Source organism: Pontibacter liquoris, from assembly GCF_022758235.1.
GTDB classification, from domain to species: Bacteria; Bacteroidota; Bacteroidia; order Cytophagales; family Hymenobacteraceae; genus Pontibacter; species Pontibacter liquoris.
The window spans coordinates 3,049,803-3,073,620 of record NZ_JALEBG010000001.1 but is presented as its reverse complement, the minus strand read 5'-3'; the positions used below and the strand labels follow the sequence as shown (position 1 = coordinate 3,073,620).

General features: G+C 53.0%; 20 protein-coding genes and 1 riboswitch. Of the genes, 7 read left to right on the top strand and 13 right to left on the bottom strand.

All coding sequences use genetic code 11. The features are described 5' to 3' along the window. Positions 1–160: 160 nt before the first annotated feature. A complete protein-coding gene (locus LWL52_RS12730) occupies positions 161–2,440 on the top strand; it encodes an aconitate hydratase (RefSeq protein ID WP_242920369.1) in 2,280 nt (759 codons plus the stop codon). Between the two features lie 75 nt (positions 2,441–2,515). Here LWL52_RS12730 and LWL52_RS12725 read toward each other — a convergent pair whose 3' ends face one another. Further along, positions 2,516–5,842 carry a S8 family serine peptidase gene (locus LWL52_RS12725; protein WP_242920366.1) on the bottom strand — a complete coding sequence of 1,109 codons (3,327 nt, stop codon included), beginning with the start codon at positions 5,840–5,842 and terminating at the stop codon, positions 2,516–2,518. 185 nt (positions 5,843–6,027) lie between these two features. On the opposite strand from LWL52_RS12725, the gene paaN reads away from it, so the two are divergent. Further along, the gene (gene paaN, locus LWL52_RS12720) at positions 6,028–7,701 is read left to right on the top strand and encodes a phenylacetic acid degradation protein PaaN (RefSeq protein WP_242920364.1); all 1,674 of its coding nucleotides are present in this window, start codon (positions 6,028–6,030) and stop codon (positions 7,699–7,701) included. Positions 7,702–7,772: 71 nt separating this feature from the next. On the opposite strand, the gene LWL52_RS12715 is transcribed toward paaN, so the two are convergent. After that, positions 7,773–8,039, bottom strand: a complete 267-nt coding sequence (locus tag LWL52_RS12715) for a sll1863 family stress response protein (RefSeq protein WP_242920362.1) — start codon at positions 8,037–8,039, stop codon at positions 7,773–7,775. Between the two features lie 276 nt (positions 8,040–8,315). Here LWL52_RS12715 and LWL52_RS12710 point away from each other — a divergent pair, with 276 nt between their 5' ends. After that, positions 8,316–8,861 (top strand): DUF4136 domain-containing protein, encoded by a 546-nt coding sequence (locus LWL52_RS12710; protein WP_242920360.1) that lies wholly within the window; start codon positions 8,316–8,318, stop codon positions 8,859–8,861. A 5-nt stretch (positions 8,862–8,866) separates the two neighbouring features. On the opposite strand, the gene LWL52_RS12705 is transcribed toward LWL52_RS12710, so the two are convergent. Beyond that, on the bottom strand, positions 8,867–11,182 hold the full coding sequence (locus LWL52_RS12705) for a patatin-like phospholipase family protein (protein WP_242920359.1): 2,316 nt from the start codon (positions 11,180–11,182) through the stop codon (positions 8,867–8,869). 344 nt (positions 11,183–11,526) lie between these two features. Here LWL52_RS12705 and LWL52_RS12700 point away from each other — a divergent pair, with 344 nt between their 5' ends. Both LWL52_RS12700 and LWL52_RS12695 read left to right on the top strand, forming a co-directional pair. After that, positions 11,527–11,940, top strand: a complete 414-nt coding sequence (locus tag LWL52_RS12700) for a hypothetical protein (protein ID WP_242920356.1) — start codon at positions 11,527–11,529, stop codon at positions 11,938–11,940. 161 nt (positions 11,941–12,101) lie between these two features. Further along, the gene (locus tag LWL52_RS12695; protein WP_242920354.1) at positions 12,102–12,464 is read left to right on the top strand and encodes a methylglyoxal synthase; all 363 of its coding nucleotides are present in this window, start codon (positions 12,102–12,104) and stop codon (positions 12,462–12,464) included. A 140-nt stretch (positions 12,465–12,604) separates the two neighbouring features. On the opposite strand, the gene trpS is transcribed toward LWL52_RS12695, so the two are convergent. The 7 genes from trpS to LWL52_RS12660 all read right to left on the bottom strand — a co-directional run bounded on the left by trpS (position 12,605) and on the right by LWL52_RS12660 (position 18,769). Beyond that, positions 12,605–13,579: a tryptophan--tRNA ligase gene (trpS, locus tag LWL52_RS12690; protein WP_242920352.1), complete on the bottom strand. Its 975-nt coding sequence runs from the start codon at positions 13,577–13,579 to the stop codon at positions 12,605–12,607. Positions 13,580–13,667: 88 nt separating this feature from the next. Next, positions 13,668–14,138 carry a copper resistance protein NlpE gene (locus LWL52_RS12685; protein WP_242920350.1) on the bottom strand — a complete coding sequence of 157 codons (471 nt, stop codon included), beginning with the start codon at positions 14,136–14,138 and terminating at the stop codon, positions 13,668–13,670. 463 nt (positions 14,139–14,601) lie between these two features. Next, the gene (locus LWL52_RS12680; RefSeq protein ID WP_242920348.1) at positions 14,602–15,507 is read right to left on the bottom strand and encodes an EamA family transporter; all 906 of its coding nucleotides are present in this window, start codon (positions 15,505–15,507) and stop codon (positions 14,602–14,604) included. 242 nt (positions 15,508–15,749) lie between these two features. Continuing rightward, on the bottom strand, positions 15,750–16,562 hold the full coding sequence (locus tag LWL52_RS12675; RefSeq protein WP_242920346.1) for a queuosine precursor transporter: 813 nt from the start codon (positions 16,560–16,562) through the stop codon (positions 15,750–15,752). 165 nt (positions 16,563–16,727) lie between these two features. Then, positions 16,728–17,198: a heme-binding domain-containing protein gene (locus tag LWL52_RS12670; protein WP_242920344.1), complete on the bottom strand. Its 471-nt coding sequence runs from the start codon at positions 17,196–17,198 to the stop codon at positions 16,728–16,730. A gap of 114 nt (positions 17,199–17,312) precedes the next feature. After that, complete coding sequence (locus LWL52_RS12665; protein ID WP_242920342.1) at positions 17,313–17,840, bottom strand: RBBP9/YdeN family alpha/beta hydrolase; 528 nt, start codon at positions 17,838–17,840, stop codon at positions 17,313–17,315. A gap of 254 nt (positions 17,841–18,094) precedes the next feature. After that, positions 18,095–18,769: an RNA polymerase sigma factor gene (locus tag LWL52_RS12660; protein WP_242920340.1), complete on the bottom strand. Its 675-nt coding sequence runs from the start codon at positions 18,767–18,769 to the stop codon at positions 18,095–18,097. A gap of 124 nt (positions 18,770–18,893) precedes the next feature. On the opposite strand from LWL52_RS12660, the gene LWL52_RS12655 reads away from it, so the two are divergent. Beyond that, positions 18,894–19,334, top strand: a complete 441-nt coding sequence (locus tag LWL52_RS12655) for a hypothetical protein (RefSeq protein WP_242920337.1) — start codon at positions 18,894–18,896, stop codon at positions 19,332–19,334. Here the strand turns inward: LWL52_RS12655 and LWL52_RS12650 are convergent. The 3 genes from LWL52_RS12650 to LWL52_RS12640 form a co-directional block, all read right to left on the bottom strand. Then, complete coding sequence (locus LWL52_RS12650) at positions 19,321–20,241, bottom strand: ribonuclease Z (RefSeq protein ID WP_242920335.1); 921 nt, start codon at positions 20,239–20,241, stop codon at positions 19,321–19,323. The two genes, LWL52_RS12655 and LWL52_RS12650, sit on opposite strands and share 14 nt — an antisense overlap. Before the next feature lie 15 nt (positions 20,242–20,256). Continuing rightward, a complete protein-coding gene (locus LWL52_RS12645) occupies positions 20,257–20,634 on the bottom strand; it encodes an STAS domain-containing protein (RefSeq protein WP_196266546.1) in 378 nt (125 codons plus the stop codon). Positions 20,635–20,701: 67 nt separating this feature from the next. After that, on the bottom strand, positions 20,702–21,637 hold the full coding sequence (locus LWL52_RS12640; RefSeq protein WP_242920333.1) for a phosphoribosylaminoimidazolesuccinocarboxamide synthase: 936 nt from the start codon (positions 21,635–21,637) through the stop codon (positions 20,702–20,704). A gap of 463 nt (positions 21,638–22,100) precedes the next feature. Then, a riboswitch (SAM riboswitch) is annotated at positions 22,101–22,207 on the top strand. Positions 22,208–22,483: 276 nt separating this feature from the next. On the opposite strand from LWL52_RS12640, the gene LWL52_RS12635 reads away from it, so the two are divergent. Further along, on the top strand, positions 22,484–23,812 hold the full coding sequence (locus tag LWL52_RS12635) for an O-acetylhomoserine aminocarboxypropyltransferase/cysteine synthase family protein (protein WP_242920331.1): 1,329 nt from the start codon (positions 22,484–22,486) through the stop codon (positions 23,810–23,812). Positions 23,813–23,818: the final 6 nt, after the last annotated feature.

Genomic DNA, 23,818 nt, shown 5'->3' with positions numbered 1-23,818 from the left:
AATTAGAGGATAAAGTTCGAATATCCACGTAAAACGGGCATAGCCTTATTATTTGGCACCGGCGTATATTCATGCGCGCTAATGTTGTGCTAAAAGTAACCTATTTCGTACATTTGTAAACTTCACAACGAAGCATTTAAAAACTAACAATAGCAAAACTATGGCATTTGATTTAGAAATGATCAAGGCAGTTTATGCCGGCATGGAAGAGCGCGTGAACACTGCCCGCCAAGCAGTAGGCCGACCGCTTACCTTGACAGAGAAAATCCTGTATTCCCACTTGTACGAAGGCAACGCCACAGGGGCGCATGAGCGTGGCAAGTCGTATGTAGACTTTGCCCCGGATAGGGTGGCAATGCAGGACGCGACGGCACAGATGGCTTTGCTTCAGTTCATGCAGGCAGGGCGGCCAACCGTAGCAGTGCCTTCAACCGTACATTGCGATCACCTGATCCAAGCCCGCGTGGGTGCTGATTCGGACCTGCGTGATGCCTATGATGAAAATAAAGAAGTTTACGACTTTCTGGCGTCAGTATCCAACAAGTATGGCATTGGTTTCTGGAAGCCGGGTGCCGGTATCATTCACCAGGTGGTGCTGGAAAACTATGCTTTCCCGGGTGGTATGATGATCGGAACGGACTCGCACACACCTAATGCGGGTGGTTTGGGTATGATCGCCATTGGCGTAGGCGGCGCAGATGCCGTGGACGTGATGGCTGGCATGCCATGGGAGCTCAAGTTCCCGAAAGTGATCGGTGTGAAACTGACCGGCAAGCTGAACGGCTGGGCATCGCCGAAAGACGTGATCCTGAAAGTGGCCGGCATCCTGACCGTAAAAGGTGGTACGGGCGCGATTGTGGAATACTTTGGCGAAGGTGCCGAGGCTATGTCCTGTACCGGAAAAGGTACGATTTGTAACATGGGTGCTGAGATCGGGGCCACCACATCTGTGTTTGCTTACGACAACAGCATGCGGGCGTACCTGAACGCAACCAACCGCGAAGAAGTAGTACAGTTGGCCGATGAAGTAGCGCAGCACCTGCGCGCCGACGACGAAGTATACGCTGCGCCGGCTTCTTTCTACGACCAGCTCATCGAGATCGATCTTTCTACGCTGGAGCCGCACGTAAACGGCCCGTTCACGCCGGATGCTGCCTGGCCAATCTCGCAGTTCGCTGCCGTGGTAAAAGAGCACAACTGGCCGGCTAAACTGGAAGTAGGTCTGATCGGCTCGTGCACCAACTCTTCTTATGAAGACTTAACACGCGCTGCTTCCATCGCTTCACAGGCAATCGAGAAAAAACTGGTAGCCCAGGCTGAGTTCACTATCACGCCGGGTTCTGAAATGGTGCGCTTTACCACCGCCCGCGATGGTCTGCTCGACACGTTTGCCGAAATGGGCGGCGTTGTGCTGGCCAATGCCTGCGGTCCGTGCATCGGCCAGTGGGCCCGTCACACCGACGACCCAACCCGCAAGAACTCCATCATCACCTCGTTTAACCGTAACTTTGCCAAGCGTAACGACGGCAACCCGAACACACACGCGTTCGTGGCTTCGCCTGAAATTGTAACGGCTTTCGCCATTGCTGGCGATCTGACATTCAACCCGCTGACAGATACCCTGACAAACAAAGATGGGGAAGCGGTGAGACTGGATGAGCCCAAAGGCATTGAACTGCCAACAAGAGGCTTTGCCGTAGAAGATGCCGGTTATGATGCCCCTGCAGCAGATGGCAGCAGCGTACAGGTAGTAGTTGATCCGAAATCGGACCGCCTGCAACTGCTCGAAGGCTTTAAGCCTTGGGAAGGAACCGACCTGAAAGGCCTGAAGCTGCTCATTAAGGCGCAGGGCAAGTGTACGACCGACCATATTTCGATGGCAGGCCCATGGCTGAAATACCGCGGCCACCTGGATAACATTTCGAACAACATGCTGATCGGTGCTATCAACTGCTTTAACGGCGAAGCCAACAAAGTATACAACAGCCTGACGCGCGGCTATGAAGCCGTACCAGCTACTGCCCGTACGTTCAAGTCGGCAGGAATTGGTAGCGTGGTGGTAGGTGACGAAAACTATGGCGAAGGTTCTTCCCGTGAGCATGCGGCCATGGAGCCCCGCCACCTGGGTGTTCGTGCCGTACTGGTAAAATCATTTGCCCGTATCCATGAAACCAACCTCAAAAAGCAGGGCATGCTGGCGCTTACCTTTGCCAACAAAGCCGACTACGACCTGATCGAGGAGAACGATACCTTCGACATCATCGGGTTAGAGAACTTTACTCCGGGCCAGCCGCTGAAAGTGGTATTGCACCACAGCGACGGCACCCAGGACAGCTTCCCGGTAAATCATACATACAACGAAGGCCAGATCGAGTGGTTTAAGGCAGGTTCTGCCCTGAACCTAATCCGTTTGAAGCAACAGCAAAACGCTAACGCATAACTGCTACTTCGTTAAGATTAGAAAAGCCCTGCCATTTGGCGGGGCTTTTTTGTTGCTGCCAACCAGCGGCAGGGGTCAGGGCCGGAGTAACACCAGCCGCTTGGTCAGCGTCAGGTCGTGATAGGTAATGTGGAGTAAGTATACGCCATCGGCCAGCGTGGTCAGGTCCAGCTCCGTTTCATCGGCGCTCTGCCGGAAAGAAGGCGCCAGCGTGCGGCCCGTCACGTCGACCAGCGTTACCTGCGGGTGGCCCTTGCCTTTGGTCAGCTCTTTTGTTTGTATCCGAACGAAGCCGTGTGTCGGGTTGGGGTATACTTTAATCTGTTGGGCCAACTCCTCGGGCAAAGCAGTAGGCACGATGTTTTTTATTTCGAGCACCTGGGTAACGGACGTATCGGCGCAGCCGAACCGGTCCGAGACGGTGAGCTTTATTTCATAGGTACCTTCAGCCGGGAAAGTATAAGTCAGGTCTTTTGTGGTAACAGGCGCTGCGTTGTTGATGCTCCAGCGCCAGTTCCGGCTGTTTATACTCTTGTTGAGGAAGCTGACCGGCTGGCCGGGAGCAACGTCGGGCTTGCTGAGCTCGAAAGCCGGCAGGGCAGGAGTAGGCAACGAGAAGATTGCAGGGACAGCCGCACTTTCGAAGAGCGAATCAGCGTTGGCGGCATAAATAGTTGCCTGCCCTGCCAGAGCGGGCAAAGTATAGGAAGCACCCGCACCGAGCAGTTTGCTTTTTTCGGGATCGGCATAAAAGTTGAAGCTGCTGCCGTTCTTCGGCCTCCATACCGGCGTGCTGCCGCTGCAGGCCGTATCAGCCAGGGCCACCGGCACTGGGCCTGTTTTCATGGTGCGGTATTTTAAGCGGGCCGCGGCCGCCTGTTGTTGCAGCACTTTCAGGTTATCGGCGGTCAGCAGCGCAAAGGCCACTACCCGCGTTTCGCCGGGCGCAAGGGCCAGCGTTGCGCTGCCTACCACCTGCGACACATTATTGCCCGGCCCGCCGCCGTTTGCTTTTGTTCTGGCCACACCCCCCGAGAGGACCTTATACTTCTCGGAACTGGTAAAACCATCTTCAATGGCAAAGGTCGTAGCGCCGCCGCCAACGTTATCTATCGCATAATAGGCCGGTTCGCCGGGCGTCAGCAGCGTCATGCCGGTATAAGGCATTCCTTCTGTGGTGCTATAAACATAGCCTAGTTTGTTGGCCTCGTCCCAGTCGGCTATATTGGCAGTGTTATCGCCAATGTCCCAGTCGGCAAAAACGCCGGCATATAGCTTTTCAATCGGGGCGGTGGTTATGTTCCGGATGTGATACTCCAGGATCACATAATCCTGCGCGGCGGCATCTTTCCAGGCATAGGCCACATGCTTTACCTGTATGCCCACATTCTTATCAGATGGATAGGCGTCGTGCATCACAGCGCGCGCTTCCTGGCTGGCCAGGGGCGTATTTGAATGCAGGCGAGCGGTGCTGGTACGAGTAAAATCCCCGTCGCTCTGGTATACTTCGTTGCGGATGTTATCAGACACGTGCGTGGCGTCGGTGGCCACCATCAGGCCGCCTTCAAACAAAAGCGAATTCCCGTTCTTATACGTTACCCCATCCCCCTGCGCCATGTTCAGGCCATTATAGCCCAGGTTGCCCATGCTGTTGATCGTCACTTTCAGGTTGTTGGCGTCCAGTGTTACAAAGTCCGGGTTCACCGCGATCGTGAAGTACTGGAAATCGGTGTAGGTGCCATCCTTAAAGCCAAGGCGAAAGGCGATGTTGCTGTTGGCCGGCGCTGTGCCCGCGATCTTTACCCGGAAAGGTTGCTTCCCGTTATCAGCCGCAGCCACGGTGCCCAGGCTGCCCAGGTTCAGCGTGCCACGCGTTATACTTACATAAGGCGAGGGCGAGGTTAGCTCCACCTGCAGGTTTTGCACGGGCGCCAGGTAGTTCAGAAAATCAGCTAAAATGTCGATGGTGGCGCCGGCGTAAGGGATCTGCCGGTCGGCTACTGAAAAGCTGGTGCAGCGCACGGCTTTTACGTTTAGGGTTTTCAGGGCTTTCTTCAGGTTGAGGCGGCCTTTTCCCAGCATCTCCAGGTAGGGTTTGTTGCCTGCCAGCTGGTAAATGTCGTCGGTGGTTACGCGCAGCCGTTCCATTACCTGGCGGGCATTCAGTTCCGGGTAATGTGCCCGAACCAATGCCGCGGCCCCCGAAACCATGGGCGCGGCAAACGAGGTGCCCGACGAGCCGGCGCTTAGCTGGGTATCCGAGTTGGCCGAAAGCGACACAATATCGCGACCTGGCGCCATTAAGTCGATATTATAGCTGTAGGTAAAGCCGGCATACTTCACATCGGTGGCTGTGGTGCCGCCAACCGAAAGCACATTGTCGTAGGAGGCGGGATACACGTCGAGCGGTGCGCCTTTGTCGGTGTTGCCGGCCGAGGCGACTACTACCACATCCTTGTTTAGCACGGCATAATTGATAATGTCCTGTTCGTACTGCGAGTGGCCTTCGCCTCCCCAGGATAAGTTAATGACCTTGCAGCCCCTGTCAGCAGCGTATACAATGGCTTCGTACCCAGCAAAGCCGTTGCCGCTCTTAGAAGAGAAAACCTTCAGGGGCAGGAATTTCGATTTAAAGCCTGTGCCGGCAATGCCCTGGCCGTTGTTGGTAGCCGCCGCTGCAATGCCGGCCACGATCGTGCCGTGGCCCTTGTACTGCGAATCATCGCTGGGGTCATTGTCCTGGTCGGCAAAGTCCCAGCCGCGGTAATTGTCCGTGTAACCGTCGCCGTCGTTATCTAAACCATCCAGCGGGTCATGTTCGTTATACTGTACTTTTTCTTTCAGGTCCTGGTGCGTAAAGCGCGTCCCTGTATCCAGTATGCCTATGAGCACAGCCGCATTTCCCTGTTCAATTTCCCAGCACTCGTAGGCCTGGATCAGCTTCAGATAATATTGGGTAGCTTTGGTGGAGTCGGCGGCGGGGTCGTTTGGCTGCAGGAGCGGCTGGCGCTGGTATACGGGCTCTACATAGGCTACGGCGCCGCTGCTGAGCAGGGTGCGCCGTACCTGTTGCAGGCTTTGGCCGGGGGCATAGGTCAGTTCATAAAGCAATGAGAGGTCTACAGCGCCGCTGGCTACGCGGGCATTGGCTGGCGGTGCTGCCTTCGGAAATTTCTGGTGAACCTCCCGCGCCCCGACTTTTGCCAGGGCTGCCTTTAGCTTGGCGGCGGCAGGTGCTGCCAGCCGCGCATTGCCCGTGGGCTTTAGCTTATACACAACAGTATAGGGCCTGGTTGGATCGGGGTTATGGGGTAGCTGCCGGGCGGCTGCCGGGTACGTAATGGCGAAAAAAAACAAAGCACTAAACAGGCAGCTCAGGCGCCGCATGAGGGGAGTAGACATTTTGCCAAATAAATAATGTAACCTAACGTATGTATAACTGAAGTTTTCCGGTAAGCTAAGCGGGGTGCATTGCGCCTTGGGGTACAGACGAAATCAGGGTTTGTGATCAAACCTTTTCAGGATTTTACGTAACTTTCCAAAAGAAGTCTGAATGAATTATAATTATTTTATATATAAATATTACTATGAACCTGAATCTAAGCAATAACCACCAGCAGCTGCTCCAAACCGCTATCCGTGCATTACACGAACGCACCTTTTTTTCGCAATACCCCGAGAACCCCACGCCGGATGTGTATGGCGAAAATGCCGATAAGGAAGGACGTGACATGTATAAAGCGCACCTGAACCAGCCCTTCTCGGAACTGTTGCAGGAAGATCCCGCCGCCTGGGTAGGGCAGGAGGAGTCGCCCTACGAGCAGCAGCCGCTAGGCATCACGTACCCATTCTTCGCGCCCGATACACTGGTTACGCGGGCAGAAGAAGCTTTCCATACCTGGCGCAAGGTAAAGCCCGCCGATCGCGCAGCCATCCTTGTGGAGACACTGGAGCGCGTAAAAAACCGCTTCTTCGAAATTGCCTATGCCACCATGCACACTACCGGCCAGGCCTATATGATGTCGTTTCAGGCATCGGGGCCACACGCCGCGGACCGTGCTCTGGAAGCGATAGCCGCCGGCTTGGAGGAGCAGACCCGCTTTCCGGAAGAGACGCAGTGGGAAAAGCCCATGGGCAAGTATAACTTAAAGCTCAATAAGCAGTGGAAAGCAGTGCCCAAAGGCGTGGCGCTGGTGATCGGCTGCGCCACCTTCCCGACCTGGAACACGGTGCCGGGCATGTATGCCAGCCTCGTTACCGGCAACCCGGTTATTGTGAAGCCGCACCCCAAGGCGGTGCTCCCGATCGCCATTGTGGTGGCAGAGGTGCAGCGGGTGCTCCAGGAGAATGGCCTGAACCCCAATATCTGCCAGCTGGCTGTGGACGCTAACGACCACCTGATCACAAAAGAGCTGGCCGAAAACCCGCTTGTCAAGCTGATCGATTATACCGGTGGCACTGAGTTTGGCAATTACGTGGAGAGCCTGAAAGGGAAAACCGTCTTTACCGAGAAAACGGGTGTGAACTCGATCATACTTGACTCGGTGGAAGACCTGGATAAAGTGGCGCAGAACCTGGCCTTCTCGGTGAGCTTATACTCCGGGCAGATGTGTACGGCCCCGCAAAATTTCTTTGTGCCCGAAAGCGGCGTGAAGGTAGGCGGCGAAGTGGTTGCTTACGACGAGGTGGTGCGCAAAATTGCTGATGCTGTGACCAGCCTGGTTAATAACCCCAAAGCAGGCCCGCATATTTTAGGCGCCATACAAAACCCGGCTACCACGGCGCGGGTGAAGGAGGCAGCCAGTATAAAAGGAAAAGAAGTGCTGAGCACCTGCGACCTGAGCAACCCGGTGTTTGCCAATGCCCGTACCTGCACGCCAGTAATTTACGAAGTGGCAGCCAGCGAACCCGAAAGCTACAGCCGCGAGCTGTTCGGCCCGATCGTGCTGATCATCAAAACAAAGGATACAAATGAGTCGATTGCTATTGCCAAGGAAATGGCCCAGAAGTATGGCGCTATCTCGTGCGGCGCGTATACTACCGACCCGGAAGTGAAAGAGAAAATAATGGATGAGATGAGCCTGGCCGGTACCCCGGTTAGCTTTAACCTGACAGGCGGCATTTTTGTAAATCAGAATGCCGGTTTCTCCGATTTCCATGTGACGGGCGGCAACCCGGCGGGTAACGCTTCCTTTACTAACCCCGAGTTTGTGATCAAGCGCTTTACGTGGGTTGGTTTCCGCGAGCCTGTAGCTGGTTAGGGTCTACCGGACACAAAGTATAACGTATAAAAATCCCCCTGCTGTAACATTACGGCAGGGGGATTTTTATATTAGCTGAACAGGTTGTCCAGGTCTTTCTTCAGGCCATCGATACCCTCGCGCAGGTGCTGCCACTTGGTCTGGGTGTTTTCCGTGTCGGCTAGCTTGCTGGCAATCAGCTCCCGTTTCTTCTCCAGGCCCGCAATATGCTCATGGTAGGTATGGTTCGAGTCTGCCGCTGTGGCGTTCACACGTCCTTTCAGGGTTTTGATTTTATTATCCAGTTCATCCAGGCTCTGCTGTATCTCCTCGCGCGACAGGTTATTTGGTGCGCGCATGTGTTCGGGTTTTAAAGGGTAGTTATCCATAACGTCATGTTTTCTGTTATACTTCACCTGCCGGCCAAACGGCAGCCTTCTCTAAATACTCTTTTAAGCCTAAAAAGGATGTACCCAGCTGGCGGGTGCAGGAAGTTATCGGAGCATCCGGAATATATTTAGAGCTGATCTAAATAAGACAGGAGTAGTATACAAAGGTAACGGCCTGCTGCGGGGTGGGGCACATCCGACTTGCATGGTAGCCATAAAAAACTGGTTGAACTTAACACTTCACGTATGAACAAGCGCATAATATGTATCCTGCTTTTCTGGTTGATCGTAGCAGCGGGTTGCACACCTAAAATAGTGATCACCTCCGAGCCGGCGCCTGATTTTCACCTGGCCCGTTACCGGACCTTTGCCTTTTATGAGGTAGCCGCATCGGGTACTGGCCTGGAGGAAAACGATAAGCCAAAGGTGGCGCTGCTGCAAAACGAGATCGCCAGGCAGCTGCAGGCCCGCGGGCTACAACAGGTAACTCAAAATCCGGATCTACTGGTAAACATTGGTATTGTAGTGGAGGAGAAGGTGCAGACGCGCCAGACCAATTTCGTCACAGATCCGCCTACCTATATCGGGCAGCGCCGGTATACCTGGAAAAGCAAAGAGGTGGAAGTGGGCCGCTATAAAACAGGCACTGTCACCCTCGACCTGGTAAACCCCGACCGCAACGAACTGGTATGGCAGGGCACCGCCGAAAGCATTCTGCAGGAGAAAGATAAAAAGCTGCAGGAGCAAGTGGCCAAAGGCATACAGGAACTCATCAGCCGCGTACCGCAATAAGCGGGTTAGTAGGTGGGCAAACGGAAGCCTAGGCCTAGGTAACCCCGCAGCGAGGAATCGTTTTGCCGGGCTACGCCCAGCACCAATGGCCCCAACGGGGAGTCATACCCTGCCGAGAGGCCATAGCTGATCCGGAAGGCTTGCCCATGCAGGGTGCGTGTGCTCTGTAGCAGGCCCACGTCTACCGCCTGCGCCATGGGTTGCAGGTAATAGTTTTTGCGTATCCGCAGCTGCAGGCCTGCCTGCAGGTATAAGGCTCTGGTCAGCGCATAAGTATAAGGCTCCACACCCCAGAAATCTAGGCTGTTGGGCACGATAGGCCGGAAGCCGCCCACATACATCTCCTGGTCGGGTGGCACCTGCTCCGATGTATAATATACCAGCCCCTGACGCAGCACCAGGCTCAGGTTTTGGCGCAGCGGCACCAGGCCCGTGCTCTTCACGGTAAACCGCAGGTAAGTGGGGTATGTCCGTTGGTTGATGGCGTCTTTCAGCTCGCTGTTTCCTGCCACAAAGCTGGCTTTTACGTGGCCGGGCTTCATCCCTTCCGCCGCTACATCCACTTTCCAGCCTTTGGTAGGAAATACGGCACTGTTGAGGTTATTGAGCTGGTAAAAGGTGCTCAGGCCCCAGGCACTGTTGCGGAGCTTCTGCAGCAGGGAGCTGTCGAAGGTTCTGCCATTGAGGATTACCTGGCCGGCTACTTCCGGCGAGAGCCGCGCATGGTAAAGGCTGATGCGCTGGCCCAGCGTCCAGTTAGTATGTTTGCTGGACTGCCAGCCGGCATAGCCTGCATACTTGTTCTTGTTGAAAACGGCAATTTTGTTGTTATCCTGGTCGTAGCTCGGAAACTCATAGCCATAATAATAGGCCCCCGCCACGGCGGCCACGCTCTGCGTTTTGCCTAGGTACTTGAGGTAATTCAGATCCACGCGCGGAGCCTGGGCAAAGTCCCCTTCGGCTATAAACCGCGAGCCGAGGGCAAACAGGTTGCGCTGCGTCAGGTTTACCGTTACGCCGGCCCGGTTTTCAGAGTCGTAAAAGACGGCGGCTTTCAGCGAGGAGGGCGGCGCCTCTTTTACCTGCACCTGCAGGTGATAGCCGCTTTCTCGGGGCTGCAGCGTGTACGAGACCTTATCGAAATGCCGGGTGCCGTAAAGTTCTTCCACGTGGTCTTCTATTTCTTCCAGCACCAGGGTGTCTTTTTCCTGGATGTGCAGCTTGCCGGTAATCAGGCGCCTGGGCACCCGTTTGGCACCCGTTATGGCGATACTTTCCACATATACTGAATCGCTGGCCATGATGTGGTGCACGGGCGGCGGGGGCGGGCCATAGGTGTTAAGCCGGGCGGCCAGCGCCTTCAGTGAGTCCAGGTAAGGCTGAGATGCTTCTTCCCCAATTTTAATGATGTCGGCGGTGCGGTTAAAGCTGCCGGTGCTATACTGCTTAAGCGAGTCCTGCATTTCCACCAGCAGATCGGTCTTGCGTTTTTCCGCCTCCATGTTGGCCGAGCTGGTAAAAAAGGCAATCTGTACCAGCACGTTCAGCATCGAGTTCAGGTTGGCTTCCGGTTCCAGGGCACCACTCACATTCACCCCGATAATGATGTCGGCGCCCATGTCCAATGCCTCCTGCACCGGGAAGTTCTGCACCATGCCGCCATCTACCAGCAGGTGGCCATCTATATGCACGGGCGTAAAAACAGACGGAATGGCCATACTGGCGCGCATGGCCTCGGGCAACGATCCTTTTTTGAGCACTACTTTCTCACCCGTCAGCAGGTCGGTGGCTACGCAGGCAAAGGGGATGGGCAGCTTGCTGAAATCGGTGATACCATGCGCACTGCGCGTCAGGCGCGAGAAGGTCTCTGCCAGCGCCTGCCCTTCGATCATGCCGCTTGGTATGCCGATGCGCAGCTTCTCCAGCGGCAGCTCCACCATATAGCGGGCAAAGTAGTCCTTCTCTTCCAGGGCCACTTTGTTGAGTGATACTTTGTTGCTGAGCACTTTGTTCCAGTCAATCTTCAGGGCTATCTCCTTGATCTCATCGGCCGAGTAGCCCATGGCATACAAAGCGCCCACCAGACTGCCCATACTGGTGCCCGTGATGTAGTCGGGCCGGATGCCGGCTTCTTCCATCACCTTCAGAAAACCGATGTGGGCCATACCTTTGGCGCCGCCACCGCTCAGCACCAACCCCACTTTAGGGCGCGGCTTGCCCGGTTGCAATTGCGGCTGCGCCTGAATCCGGAAGGAAGGCGCCAGCAGCAGCAGCAAGCTGAGCAGAAGCGGTAAACATACCTTTACGTGTCGGGCAGACATGGAGGAGGATCGTGGGTGAGCGGTAAAAGTAAGCAGAATGTGGTAGGATTGACAGGCGTTTGCCTGCAATTTGTTTAAAACACAACTGTCTGAAGTGGCCTGATATTGTGCTGTAAAGCAGGAATTAGGCTGATGGGTGCCAGATCGTCTTACCTTCCGCAAGCCCGGCTTCGAAGCACGGTATGGAAAGTATTCTTTGCTGACCGGTGGAAGGGAAAACCTGATCAGAAAAAGAAGTATAGCCCCAGCTGCGGAATGGTGAAGGGATACTTAGAAAAGCATTACCTTTGCCCCCAGGCAGCAGAAACGTGTTCGAAACGCCATTCTTTTTGCCGTTATACTTTATGATCTTATTCGAAAGTCCTATCCTGCGTTTGCAGTACACACCGGCAACAGATATCCTGATGGCCGACTTAACAACCCAGCAGGAGTTTTATGCCCTGGAGATGATCGAGTTTTTCAGGATCGTAGTGCAGCATGTGCACCACTATGATGTAAAACGGCTGCTGATGGATTCCCGCAAGCGGATACTGGTAGTAGACGAAGCACAGTACATGCACTTGCTGTCAGATTTTATAAGAGGGCTCCAAACTACCCGCTTGCAGAAATTAGCGCGCCTGCAAACAGGAAACCCTTCCCGCGAGCATGTTATGAAACAGGTGAATCAACAGGAAGTACGCACCTTTGAGGTGAAAACGTTTATGGATGAGCACCAGGCCGTTAATTGGCTGGTAAAAGAGGGCGACTATGTATCGTAATCCGGTGGAGAAAGGTAGCAGGTGCATCTGATAACACGTCTTGCGGCGCCGGGCCCCTGGCATAACCAAAACTTAACGGGGCTGCTGTAACGATACTTCTGTAAAATATTTATCTTTAGCCGGGGCTTCTACATAGGCAGCCCCGATCAAAATAAAACGATATGAAAACGATTGCACTGATAGCGCACAACAACCGGAAAAATGATCTGCTGAACTGGGTAAAAGAGAACCATACGTCGTTGGAAGGCTATAACTTGATTGGTACCACCAACACGTCCAAACTCATCAACGACCTGCTGGACCTGAACGTGCAGGCCTTCGGACATGGGCCAAGCGGCGGCGACATCTTACTGGCGGCTCGCATTTTGCAGGGCGAAATTGATAAGGTGATCTTTTTTATAGACGCCGAAACCCCGCACGGGCACGAGCACGATATCCAGACGCTCATCCGTACGGCCGTGATCAACAACATTCCTATTGCGTTGAACCGGGCCTCTGCCGATTTGATCGTGTTGGAACGTTAAGCCACGCGTTAACATCCTGCTACCAGGTTTTGCTGACCATAGTATGGTGTAACAGATTGTACGTACACCTTAAAATAAAGCGGGCCGCAACAGTTATTGCGGCCCGCTTTATTTTAAGGGTATTTTTAACCGGAATCCCGTTAGTAGCCTAATTTCTGGCGCACCCGCTGTAGCACAGGCAGGGCAATGGCTTTGGCTTTTTCGGCTCCTTCGTGCAGTTTTTTATCTAGCTCGGGCAGGTTGTTCATATAGTAGCTGAACAGCTCGCGCTCTTTGGCATACTTGCTTACAATGAGTTCGTATAGTGCTTGTTTGGCATGGCCATAGCCATAGCCGCCGGCCAGGTAATTCTGGCGCATCACTTCTATTTCGGCAGGAGAGGCCAGTAAACTATAGAGTTTAAATGTGGTATCGCTATCCGGATCTTTGGGCTCTTCCAGCGGTGTGCTGTCGGTAATAATGCTCATGATGGTTTTGCGCAGCGGTTTATCGGCCTCAAAAATATCGATGATGTTGCCATACGACTTGCTCATCTTCTCGCCGTTAATGCCGGGCACCGTCATCACCGCTTCATCCGTTTTAGCCTCGGGCAGTACGAACGTTTCGCCATAGAGGTGGTTAAACGTACTGGCAATGTCGCGCGTAATTTCTAGGTGCTGGATCTGGTCTTTGCCCACTGGCACAAAATTGGCGTCGTAGAGCAGAATGTCGGCAGCCATCAGCACAGGGTATGTAAACAGGCCCGCATTCACTTCGGCCAGGCCGCGGCGGCTTGATTTATCTTTGAACGAGTGGGCGTTGGCCAGCATCGGGAACGGCGCAAAGCAGTTGAGGTACCAGGTAAGTTCTGTTACCATGGCCACATCTGACTGGCGGTATAGCAGGTGCTTTTCGGTGTCAAAACCAAATGCCAGCCAAGAGGCCGCTATCGAGTAGGTATTGTGCCGCAGCACCTCCGGCTCGCGGATAGTCGTGAGCGAGTGCAAGTCGGCGATGAAGTATAAGGACTGATGTTCCGAACTTTTGGAAAATTCAATGGCCGGAATAATAGCGCCCAGCAGGTTGCCAAGGTGCGGGCGGCCGGTGCTTTGTATGCCGGTAAGATAACGTGCCATGTAACAGGATTAAGAAGTTTGCAGCTGCAAAATACGGTAAAAAGGGCTTTAAAGGAAATCCCGTTCTTAAAATGGCATGTTATCCGGGTCAGGGTTTCTTTAGTAAAGTATAATTAGCCTTCGATTTGATCTCGTTCTGTTCGCGGTCCAGCATCTTAATGGCTTTACCGCTGATGCGCTTGAAGTAAAGCGGCTCGTATTTTTTATCCGGAATGAGCTGGTAAATTACTGCTTTGGCATTCTGGCTGTTGCCGGTGGCGGCAAACCACTTGCCCCGGCTTTCAAGGGTGGTGGTGCCGGTGGGCTTGCCGAGGTAGGTTTGTTTCAGGATATAGGTTTTGCTTTTCCCGTCTTTGCCCTCATTTAACGTAAGCTCCATCCGGATACCTGCACAGTCCCCGCAGGGTACCGTGCCGCTATAGGTTCCGGCAGCATCTTTAACGGGAGGCTGGCCCGGTATGCGGGTCGTGGCAGGGTGGGGGTGGTTGGTTGCCTGTGTGGGGGTGCCGCTTAACTGCAGCAAGGCGAACAGGAAAAGGGAGAGCATGGTTTTCTTCATAGCAGGGATATTCTTAGTGGTCAAGGTATACTTCCACTGGCAACACTTGTGGCAGGCCAAGTTTCCCTCGCGTTAGATCAAGGGGGTATACTTCTATTTTAACCATTAAATCCGGTGGTTTATTGTTTACCCTGGTAGGAAATTGAACCCCCGTTATTGTTTCTTCTGCGAGCCGGGTAATCTATACTTAGCCTTTGCTTTATTTTCGTTCAGACAAATCCGGTAGAAAAGAGCTGAAGCCTGTGCTGCATGCTACTACGAGCTCCTGCAACTTGTGCGGGATCTGTGACTTGCAGCATGACAAAAAGGTAGAATGCAACAATCGGGGCCTCTAAAAAACAATGGTTAGGCAACGTGCGTCTGACGCATCGACCTAACCACAAAAATCAATCAGTTGTTGTTTGAAGAAAAAATCATTTACATAGGCACGGCGTCTTAGGTTCAGGTAAATGCAATTATATACTTAAGCCAGCGAAGCCGTTTGGCGGCTTTTCCGGATAGAATTCAGGTTTGAGAGCGCAATAGCCAGCAGGATCAGCCCGACGCCCAGCCATTGCACCGGCAATACCTCCTCGTGCAGCACCACCCGCGACATGAGCACGGCAACCGGCAGCTCTGCGGCACTAAGTATGGCGGTCAGCCCTAGGCCAGCACGCGGAATGCCATAGGCATAAAATAACGGGGGAATGACCGTTCCGAAAACTGCCAGCACCAGTCCCCATTTAAACAAGCCATGCCAGAGCGCCCCGTTTACCAGGAACTCCGGCGGAAACACGCTAAAGACAAGGATGCAGGCACCCGTCAGGAGCAGGGCACTTTTAGTAGTAGGGTGCATGGCATTGCCGGCCGCCCCGTTTATGGCCAGGAAGAAAGTATAACAAAGCGCAGCGAGCAAGCCATACCCGATACCCTGCCAGTCAAAATCCGGGAGCTCGCCGGAAAATAACCGCCCGGCCAGGCAGGTGCCCAGCAGCACCAGCACCACGGTGGCAAGCTGGATGGAGGTGGGAAGCTTACGTTTCATAACCGCATCCAGGGCCAGGCTCATCCAGGTAAACTGCATCAGCAGCAGGATGGCAATGGAAGCAGGTACGGTTTGTACACATTTATAATAGAAGATGCTCACCAGGCCGGTGCTGGTGCCCATGGCTACTAATTTGAGCTTATCTCTGAACGAGGTGCTGCTGCTTTTGCTGCCGGGCAGCTGCCGCAACAACACCATCCCCCAAAGAATAATCAATCCAAAAAATACCTGGGTGCCCGTTACATCACCCAGGGTAAAACCTTCTTTATATGCTAGTTTTACGAACGTAGAAAGTATACCGAAGCTGCAAGCTCCAAGAAAAACCGCAGCGATCCCTCTGAACATAATTGTCCCTTTAAGCAGAAAATTCAACAAAATTTAGAAAACAGCAGGGCTGAGCAGAGCCCCGCACGCGAAGTGGGGTGCTCCTACAGGTCGTGAAGCACGTAGCCTGTAATGAAGATCTGAGTATGTGCGAAATGTGCAGGCATAAGACTGCAAAGCTAGACCGGGATTTTTAAGAATCAAAAATTAAATAGTTCTTTTGATGCCTCCGGCAGAGTTGAAGTATAAAGGCCTGCTGTAATTTACTTTTGCGGCACCACATCGCCGCTTTCGATCGCGGCTTCTTCAATGAGTTCTTCGGCCTCTGTATGCCCCAGGTATTTGTCGATAACATAGTGTGCCACATAGAGCAGCGGCGTGAGGGCAACGGCAATAAAGAACTTGTAGATGTAGTTAATGGCAGCCACCGAAATGACCTGGCTAAGGGGCCAGTTGCCAAAAGCATAAAAGGCGATGAACAGCACCACAATGCTGTCGATGAGCTGTGACACCACGGTAGAGCCGGTGGCGCGGAGCCAGATCTTTTTGCTGCCGGTAAAGCGGCGCAGCCAGTGGAAAACGGTCGCGTCGAGGAACTGCGATACCAGGAAAGCGGTAACAGAGCCCACAATGATGCCCAGCCCCTGGCGGTACACGCTGTTGTAGGCAAAATTCATGTTAAAGGGATTGCCCTGTGCATCCTTGCTGTTGAGTTCCTGCCAGAACTGCGCGGGGGGCAGTTTGGTTACAATACTGATCACCAGGAAGGCATACAGGATGAGCAACACCGTGAGTATACTTACTTTCTTAACGCCTTCCTTGCCAAAGTATTCGTTGATGATGTCGGTGGTGATGAACACGACCGGCCAGATAATGACCCCTGCCGTCAGGTTAAAGTCCAGCTTATAGCCGAGCAGGTTAAGCTGTGCGCCGGGCAGACCGAAAATAGCCTCGCCCGAGAAGATCTTTACGCCGATCAGCTCGGCCAGCAACGCGTTGGCCAGAAAAATGCCACTGAGCACCAGAAACAGCTGCGTGCGTTTTTTGTCGTGAGCCAGCGAAGTAGGGGATGCCATAGGAGTGCGCTGCGTTTAGGTTTTTACAATAGCAAAACAGCTACCTTGCCCATTGGTTACAGGTAAAGCAGCTGTTCATCTTCTTTTTGGCCGTTTTTGTTCAACGGCAGGTATTCATCAGGGCAGCGCTCCTTCCGCTGCCTGCAGGGGCACTATACTTACTGGTTAAGAACCGGTGCTCTTGTAAGTTTTCAGCCAGCTGATCAGTTTTTCCTTTTCTTCTTTGGTAAGCTTAGCTTCGGCGTGCAGCAAGGTATAAGACGTCATCGGCATTTCGCCATTCTCAACCAGTTCGATGGCTTCCTCCAACTTGTGGTTCGCTTTTTTAGCTGTATAGCTTCCCCATTCCGAGAAATTCAGTTCCCGGCGACCTTCGTCTATATGGTTTTTGAGAAACCATGAAACCGGAGCTACATTCGAGTACCAGGGATACTTGGTGGTGTTGGAGTGGCAATCGTAGCAGGACTCCCGCAAGATAAGAGTCACATCCTGTGGCGGATTAGCAATGGTTACAAATTCTTTGGCCGGGTCTACAGGCGGGTTCGTTTTATCAATGCGGATAAACTGCATCAAAACCAGAAGGACAAGTATACCGACGATAATGCCGGTGGCGGTGAATGCTTTTCTCTTAGCCATTTATGTTAGGATTAGGGATATTACAGGCGCGCAGGCGGGCTGACGCGGCTCCTAAATATAGCGGTTTTCAGTAGAATGTACAAAGCCCGCAAAGGATTAAAGCAAAGCCTGGCGCTACAGTAGCTCCTGCAATAGCTGCTGCCCCTGCGGCCAGTCGCCTAGGCCCGAACTGGCGTTGATATGCCTGGCATCTCCCACGCTTACCAACTGGCTGCCCCAGTTCCGGCCCAGTTCCTGTACCCGTTGCATGGATATGTAGGGGTCGTTGCTGCTGGCTACTACTATAGTTGGAAAGGGGAGCTTTTGTTGGGGAATAGGGGCGAAACCGGTTGCTTCCTGCGGAAAATCCGGGCGTTCTGCATCCGGCGGCGCTACCAGCATGGCGGCCTTTACGTTTCCCTGGTAATGCCGGGCCCAGTGCACCACCGCCAGGCAACCCAGGCTGTGCGCCACTAACACCACAGGAGCATCTGCCTGCTGTATTTCCTCGTGCAGCTTTTTCACCCAGGCTGCGCAGGTGGGCGTATCCCAATCCGATTGCCCTACGCGGCGGATGGCGGTATCCTGCGCTTCCCATAGACTTTGCCAGTGTTGCGGCCCCGAGTTGCCCAGCCCAGGTACCATGATCAGTTGTATAGCCATACGTGTGTTTTGGTGCTGGTAATAATACGGTAAAGAAAAGGCAAAGCTATACTTGCGCAGACTGAAGTGGGCTGGTTTTCAGCATAAATTTAATTGGTATTGGCGAAAAGCAGCGATGGCCTTTATACGTATCTGTCACTTGTTAAAGAGTTTTACCTGGTTTATACTTCCTGCCAGCTAACAGCGGCGCCGGGTTGAGGCGGTAAGCGGATGTTTGAATAAATTTTTGAACTGACAGCAACGCGAGGACGGACCTATACTTGCTGCAGCCTGGCCATAACCTGGTTGACCAGCTTGTCGCAATGTTTCGAGCCAAACGTAAACACATCCCGCGAGGCAGAAAGCTGGTAGAGGTTTTCTTTGAGCAGTGTTTTTGCACGATGCAGCCTTACTTTCAGATTGCTTTCCGAGATAGCCAGGCAAGCGGTCACTTCCGCCGTGCTCATTTCCTCTACCTCGCGCAGCATATAAACGACCCTGTATTTGGTAGGCAGGTTATCGATGGCCTGCTCCAGCAGCAGCTGCATTTCCTTGTGAATGGTATTGATTTCGGGGTTCATACTTTTGGTGTCAGGTAGTTCCAGGAGTTGCTGGTCTGGTTGGTCTTCTTGTATACTATGCAGGAAAGCGGCTTTCTGGTTTTGGCGCAGCCAGCCCAGCGCCTCGTTTATACCAATGCGGACCAGCCAGGTCGAGAACTGCGCCTCGCCGTGAAACTGATATAGCTTTTCATATGCTTTGAGGTAGGTGTTCTGCATGGCATCCTCTACCTCGCACGCATCTTTCAGGTATCCCCTGATCACCCGGTAAAGTTTCTGGTTATAGCGCCGCATGAGGATCTCATACAACTCTTTTTCCCCGGTTAATACCCGTTCCACTACCTCCCGGTCCGATAACTGGTGTTGCCCTTGTTTTTCTTTTACCTGCATACTTGGCTGCCTTTACTTATTTAGATGCAAATGGCGCAAAAAAGTTACATGAATCTGTAACGTTATTCATTAGCGGGTATCTAATGAGTAAATAATGTTAAATAATTGTAAAAACCGAAAGATCATGGAAAATGTAATGGAACATCAGGCGCTGCTTCAAATCCGAACCACCCTGAAACTGACCTATGGCCTTGTACCTATTGTTGCGGGTATTGATAAGTTCACAGACCTGCTGGTAGACTGGGATAAGTACCTGAACCCGACCCTTGCTGGGATGTTGCCGGTGGCACCACATACTTTTATGCTGCTTGTGGGTGTGATCGAGATCATTGCCGGGGTGCTGGTATTTGTGCGGCCCCGCCTGGGCGCTTATGTGGTGATGGCCTGGCTGATCGGCATTGCCCTGAACCTGCTGTTGAGCGGGCACTACCTGGATGTGGCTGTGCGGGATCTGACCATGGCCGTAGGCGCTTTTACGCTTACCAAAGTAACCGAGGCTACTACCGCTACCGATAGCCCCCGCACAGAAAGAACGCTGGCTGGCAGACCTTCTACTGCTCTGTAATACAGAAAATGCTGCCTTCGGTGGCCAGGTCTACATGCGGGAATACGGACATGGCCTCCAGCAGCAGCGGGGTCAGGTCTTTGTACCGGACCGAGAAATGGCCCAGCAGCAGGTGGCGCACTTTGGCGGCCGCGGCGAGCTCGGCAGCCTGCAGGGCCGTGCTGTGGAAGGTATAGGTAGCGCGCTCGCGCATATCATCCAGGAAAGTGGCCTCGTGGTAAAGTAGATCTACACCGCGCAGGTAGGGGAGCAGCTCGGGTTTATAGCGGCTGTCTGAGCAATAGGCGTAGCTGCGGCTGCGCTTTGGCTCCTGTGTTACATCCTGGTTGCGGACGATGATGTTGCCTTGTTCGTCTTTGATATCTTCGCCCCATTTGAGGCGCACGAGTTGCGGCGGGGTCAGAAAGCCGGAGAGCTTTTCCTTGATCAGTGGGCGTGGCTTGGGCTTTTCCCTGAAAACAAAACCGCAGCAGGGCACACGGTGCTCCATCGGGATGGTATGTACCGTGATCTGCTTGTCTTCAAAGATCTTTTTGTGGTAAGCTGTGTCCAGCTCATGAAAAATGAGCGGAAAGCTCAGGTTGGTGCCCGAATACTTAAACTGCAGGCTAAGGATTTCGGAGAGGCCGGGAGGGCCGAAGAGGTGCAGCGGCGTGAGGCGCCCCTGCAGGTGCATGGTGGATAGCAACCCTGCCAGCCCAAAATAATGGTCGCCATGCAGGTGGCTGATGTAAATATTGCAGATGCGCTGATGCTTTATCTTGTATTGCATCAGCTGCATCTGCGTTCCTTCTCCGCAATCAATCAGGTGGTACTGATTGCCAATCGTCAGGACTTGGGCGGTATGGTGTCTGTTTGCCGAGGGAGTAGCCGACGAACTGCCGAGAATTCTGAGTTCGAAATCCACTACCGGGCGGTAAGGTTAGTCTTCTTTGTTGGTCAGATCTTGCTCAATCTCGTGCAAAAACACACGATCGATCGCTTCTTCTACCGTAGGCAGAATGTTTAACACCGACTCCAGTTTAGAGATAGAGATGAGCTTCATCACATGGTCCTGTAACCCTGTCATGATCAGCAAACCGTTAGAGGAATTGCATAGGCGGTTTGCGATCAGAATGGAGCTCAGGCCCGATGAATCCGTATATTTCACGTTACTCAGGTCAAGAATCAGGTTGGTGATCCCCTCGGCATTCAATTTCACGAACTCAGACTTCAGGTCAGGTGCAATAGAAGTATCCAGCTTCTTCTCATCTATCGTGATAATTGTATAGTTTTCTTTCTTATCAATCGTGTATTTCATAGATCTACCAATAAGGATTTAAAAGCAAATGTACCAAAATCTACTTTAATTATGGTAACTTTTAGTGCTAAAAAATGTTTTCAATAATGTGCTGCTCTATTCGAGAAAGCACGTTTTCATAACCCTCCTTTACAAAAGGCTGGCCGGTAAAAACCTCAAACAGCTCAATATAGCGGTCCGAAATGCCGCGTACCACTTCGTCTGTCATCTCCGGAACTGCCTGGCCGTGTTGCCCCTGAAAGCCGTTTCCGATGAGCCACTGGCGCACAAATTCTTTTGAAAGCTGCCGCTGCGGTTCTCCTTGTGCCTGCCGTTCCGCATACCCCTGGCTGTAAAAGTAACGGGACGAATCCGGCGTGTGGATCTCGTCGATCAGGTAAATCTGGCCGTTATACTTGCCAAACTCATACTTGGTATCTACCAAAAGCAGGCCACGTTCTGCGGCCAGTGCGGTACCACGGGCATAAAGCGCTCTGGTATAGCGCTCTAAATTAAGATAATCTTCTTCAGATACAAGGCCTGAGGCAATAATTTCTTTTCTTGAAATGTCTTCGTCGTGGCCTTCGTCTGCTTTGGTGGTGGGGGTGATGATGGGCTCAGGCAACTGGTCATTCTCGCGCAATCCCTCGGGCAGGGCTACCCCGCACAAGAGGCGTTTGCCGGCCTGGTACTCGCGCCACGCATGGCCTGCCAGGTATCCCCGGATCACCATTTCTACTTTAAAAGGCTCGCAACGATACCCGATGGTCGCATTCGGATCCGGGGTAGACAGAACCCAGTTGGGAACAATGTCAGCTGTCGCTTTGAGGTTGAGACTGGCAATCTGGTTGAGCACCTGCCCTTTGTAAGGAATAGCGCGTGGCAGCACCACGTCAAAAGCGGAGATACGGTCGGTGGCGATCATGGCCAGCTTGTCTCCGAAATAGTATACATCGCGAACTTTGCCTTTGTAAAAACCGGTCTGGCCGGCGAAGGAGAAGTTGGTTTCTTTTATGGCCTCCATTACGTGTGATAGGTTGTCAGCAAGCAAAGGTAATTATATTTTAGAGGGTGAAAAATTTAATTGGCTGCTTTCACGTACGATGCCGGGGCCTGCGAATATAGTTGCTAAACTATACCGGAAGTATACTTGGCAGCAGGGGCAAAGTTTAGTATTAATATAGGGAGATGTTATACTATCAGAAGTATGATGCAGCTTCAGGCCTGCGGCGGGTTTTGCAGACACTACTAGCCGGAATCGCCTGTAGTTATGCTGCTGCAGCCGCTGCCTGTAGCCGGGTATGGCCACAGCGCTACTTAGCTGCGCAGGAGCTGGCAGGGGCGCCTGTAACGAAAACAGGAGCCCGCCGTATGATTGCTTAACCGGCGCTGCAAAGGCATTTTTGAAAAAAGAGCAGAAAAAGCTTGCAAATACTTTTAGCGCGGTTTAATATTGCAACATCTAGTCAATACCCTTCGCGGATATTGATTTATAAAGAAGCGTGGAGAGACAGGCTCTATGAAGCGCTAGCAACCTAACTACCGAGTAAAGGTGCTAATTCCTGATTCCGAAAGGTTCGGAAGAATATAAATTGATACTGTCATGAAAAAGGGAATCAAGCCAACACAGCACAGACGTATTTTTAATTTGCCGGCAGCCGCACTGCCGCAAACTCCCGCTTTTGCTCTCGCTAAAGTCATGCGCATGCCCCTGGAGGCTATGTGTTGCTGTTGTTGTTAATCTAGCATCGTTTTAGCCTGCACCGCTTTCGCGGCAGATTCATGTCTGCGGCCAGGGGCTACTCTGTATTCGCATCTCTGCGGTTTTATACTTTAACTTATTTCTTCTCCTACTTTATATACTATAGCCATGTCTCAATCTCTGCATTTCGAAACTCTTCAGCTACACGCTGGCCAGGAAATAGATCCCACCACACAGTCGCGCGCTGTGCCTATCTACCAGACAACCTCCTATGCTTTTAAAAACGCCGAGCACGGGGCCAACCTGTTTGCCCTGAAAGAATTTGGCAACATTTATACCCGCATCATGAACCCGACCACCGATGTGTTTGAGAAGCGGGTGGCGGCGCTGGAGGGCGGCGTGGCAGCCGTTGCCGTGGCATCGGGCATGGCAGCGCAGTTTCTGGCGCTTACCAATATCCTGGAGGCCGGGGATAATTTCGTGTCCACGGGTAACCTGTACGGCGGCTCATTCAACCAGTTCAAGGTATCGTTCAAGCGTCTGGGTATTGAGGCCCGGTTTGCCAAGGACGATGCCGTGGAAAGCTACGAGCAACTGATCGATGAGAAGACCAAAGCCCTTTACGTGGAGACCATTGGCAACCCTCGCTTCAACATCCCGGATTTTGATGCACTGGCCGCACTGGCCCGCAAGTATGACATCCCGTTTGTGGTGGATAATACCTTTGGCGCTGGCGGTTACCTGTTCCGCCCGTTGGAGCACGGGGCCAACGTGGTAGTGGAGGCAGCCACCAAGTGGATCGGCGGCCACGGTACCAGCATTGGCGGCGTAATTGTGGATGGCGGTAACTTTAACTGGGGCAACGGCAAATTTCCGCAGTTCTCGGAGCCGAGCGAGGGCTATCACGGGCTCAACTTCTGGGAAGTATTCGGGGAGAAAGGTCCCTTCGGCAACATTGCCTTTGCCATCCGGGTGCGGGTAGAAGGGCTGCGTGATTTTGGTCCTGCCCTGAGCCCGTTCAACTCTTTCCTGCTGCTGCAGGGCCTCGAAACCCTGTCGCTGCGCCTGGACAGAACCGTGCAGAACGCCCTGGCGCTGGCCCAGTGGCTGGAGCAGCACGAACAGGTAGAAGCGGTGAACTACCCGGGACTGGTGAGCAGCCCTTACCACGAACTGGCTAAAAAGTACCTGAAGCGGGGCTTTGGCGGGGTGTTCTCCTTTAAGCTAAAAGGCGACAAGCAGCAGGCCGAAACTTTTGTGAACAGCCTGCAACTGGTAAGTCACCTGGCTAACGTAGGCGATGCCAAAACGCTGATCATCCACCCGGCCTCTACCACCCACCAGCAGTTAAGCGATGCCGAGCAGCTAAATGCCGGCGTAGAGCAAACCCTGCTGCGCGTGTCGGCAGGTATCGAGCATATCGATGATATCAAAGCAGATTTTGAACAGGCGTTCGCCAAAGTACGCGAAGCACAACCGGAGGCACTCCTCCAGTAACGAAAG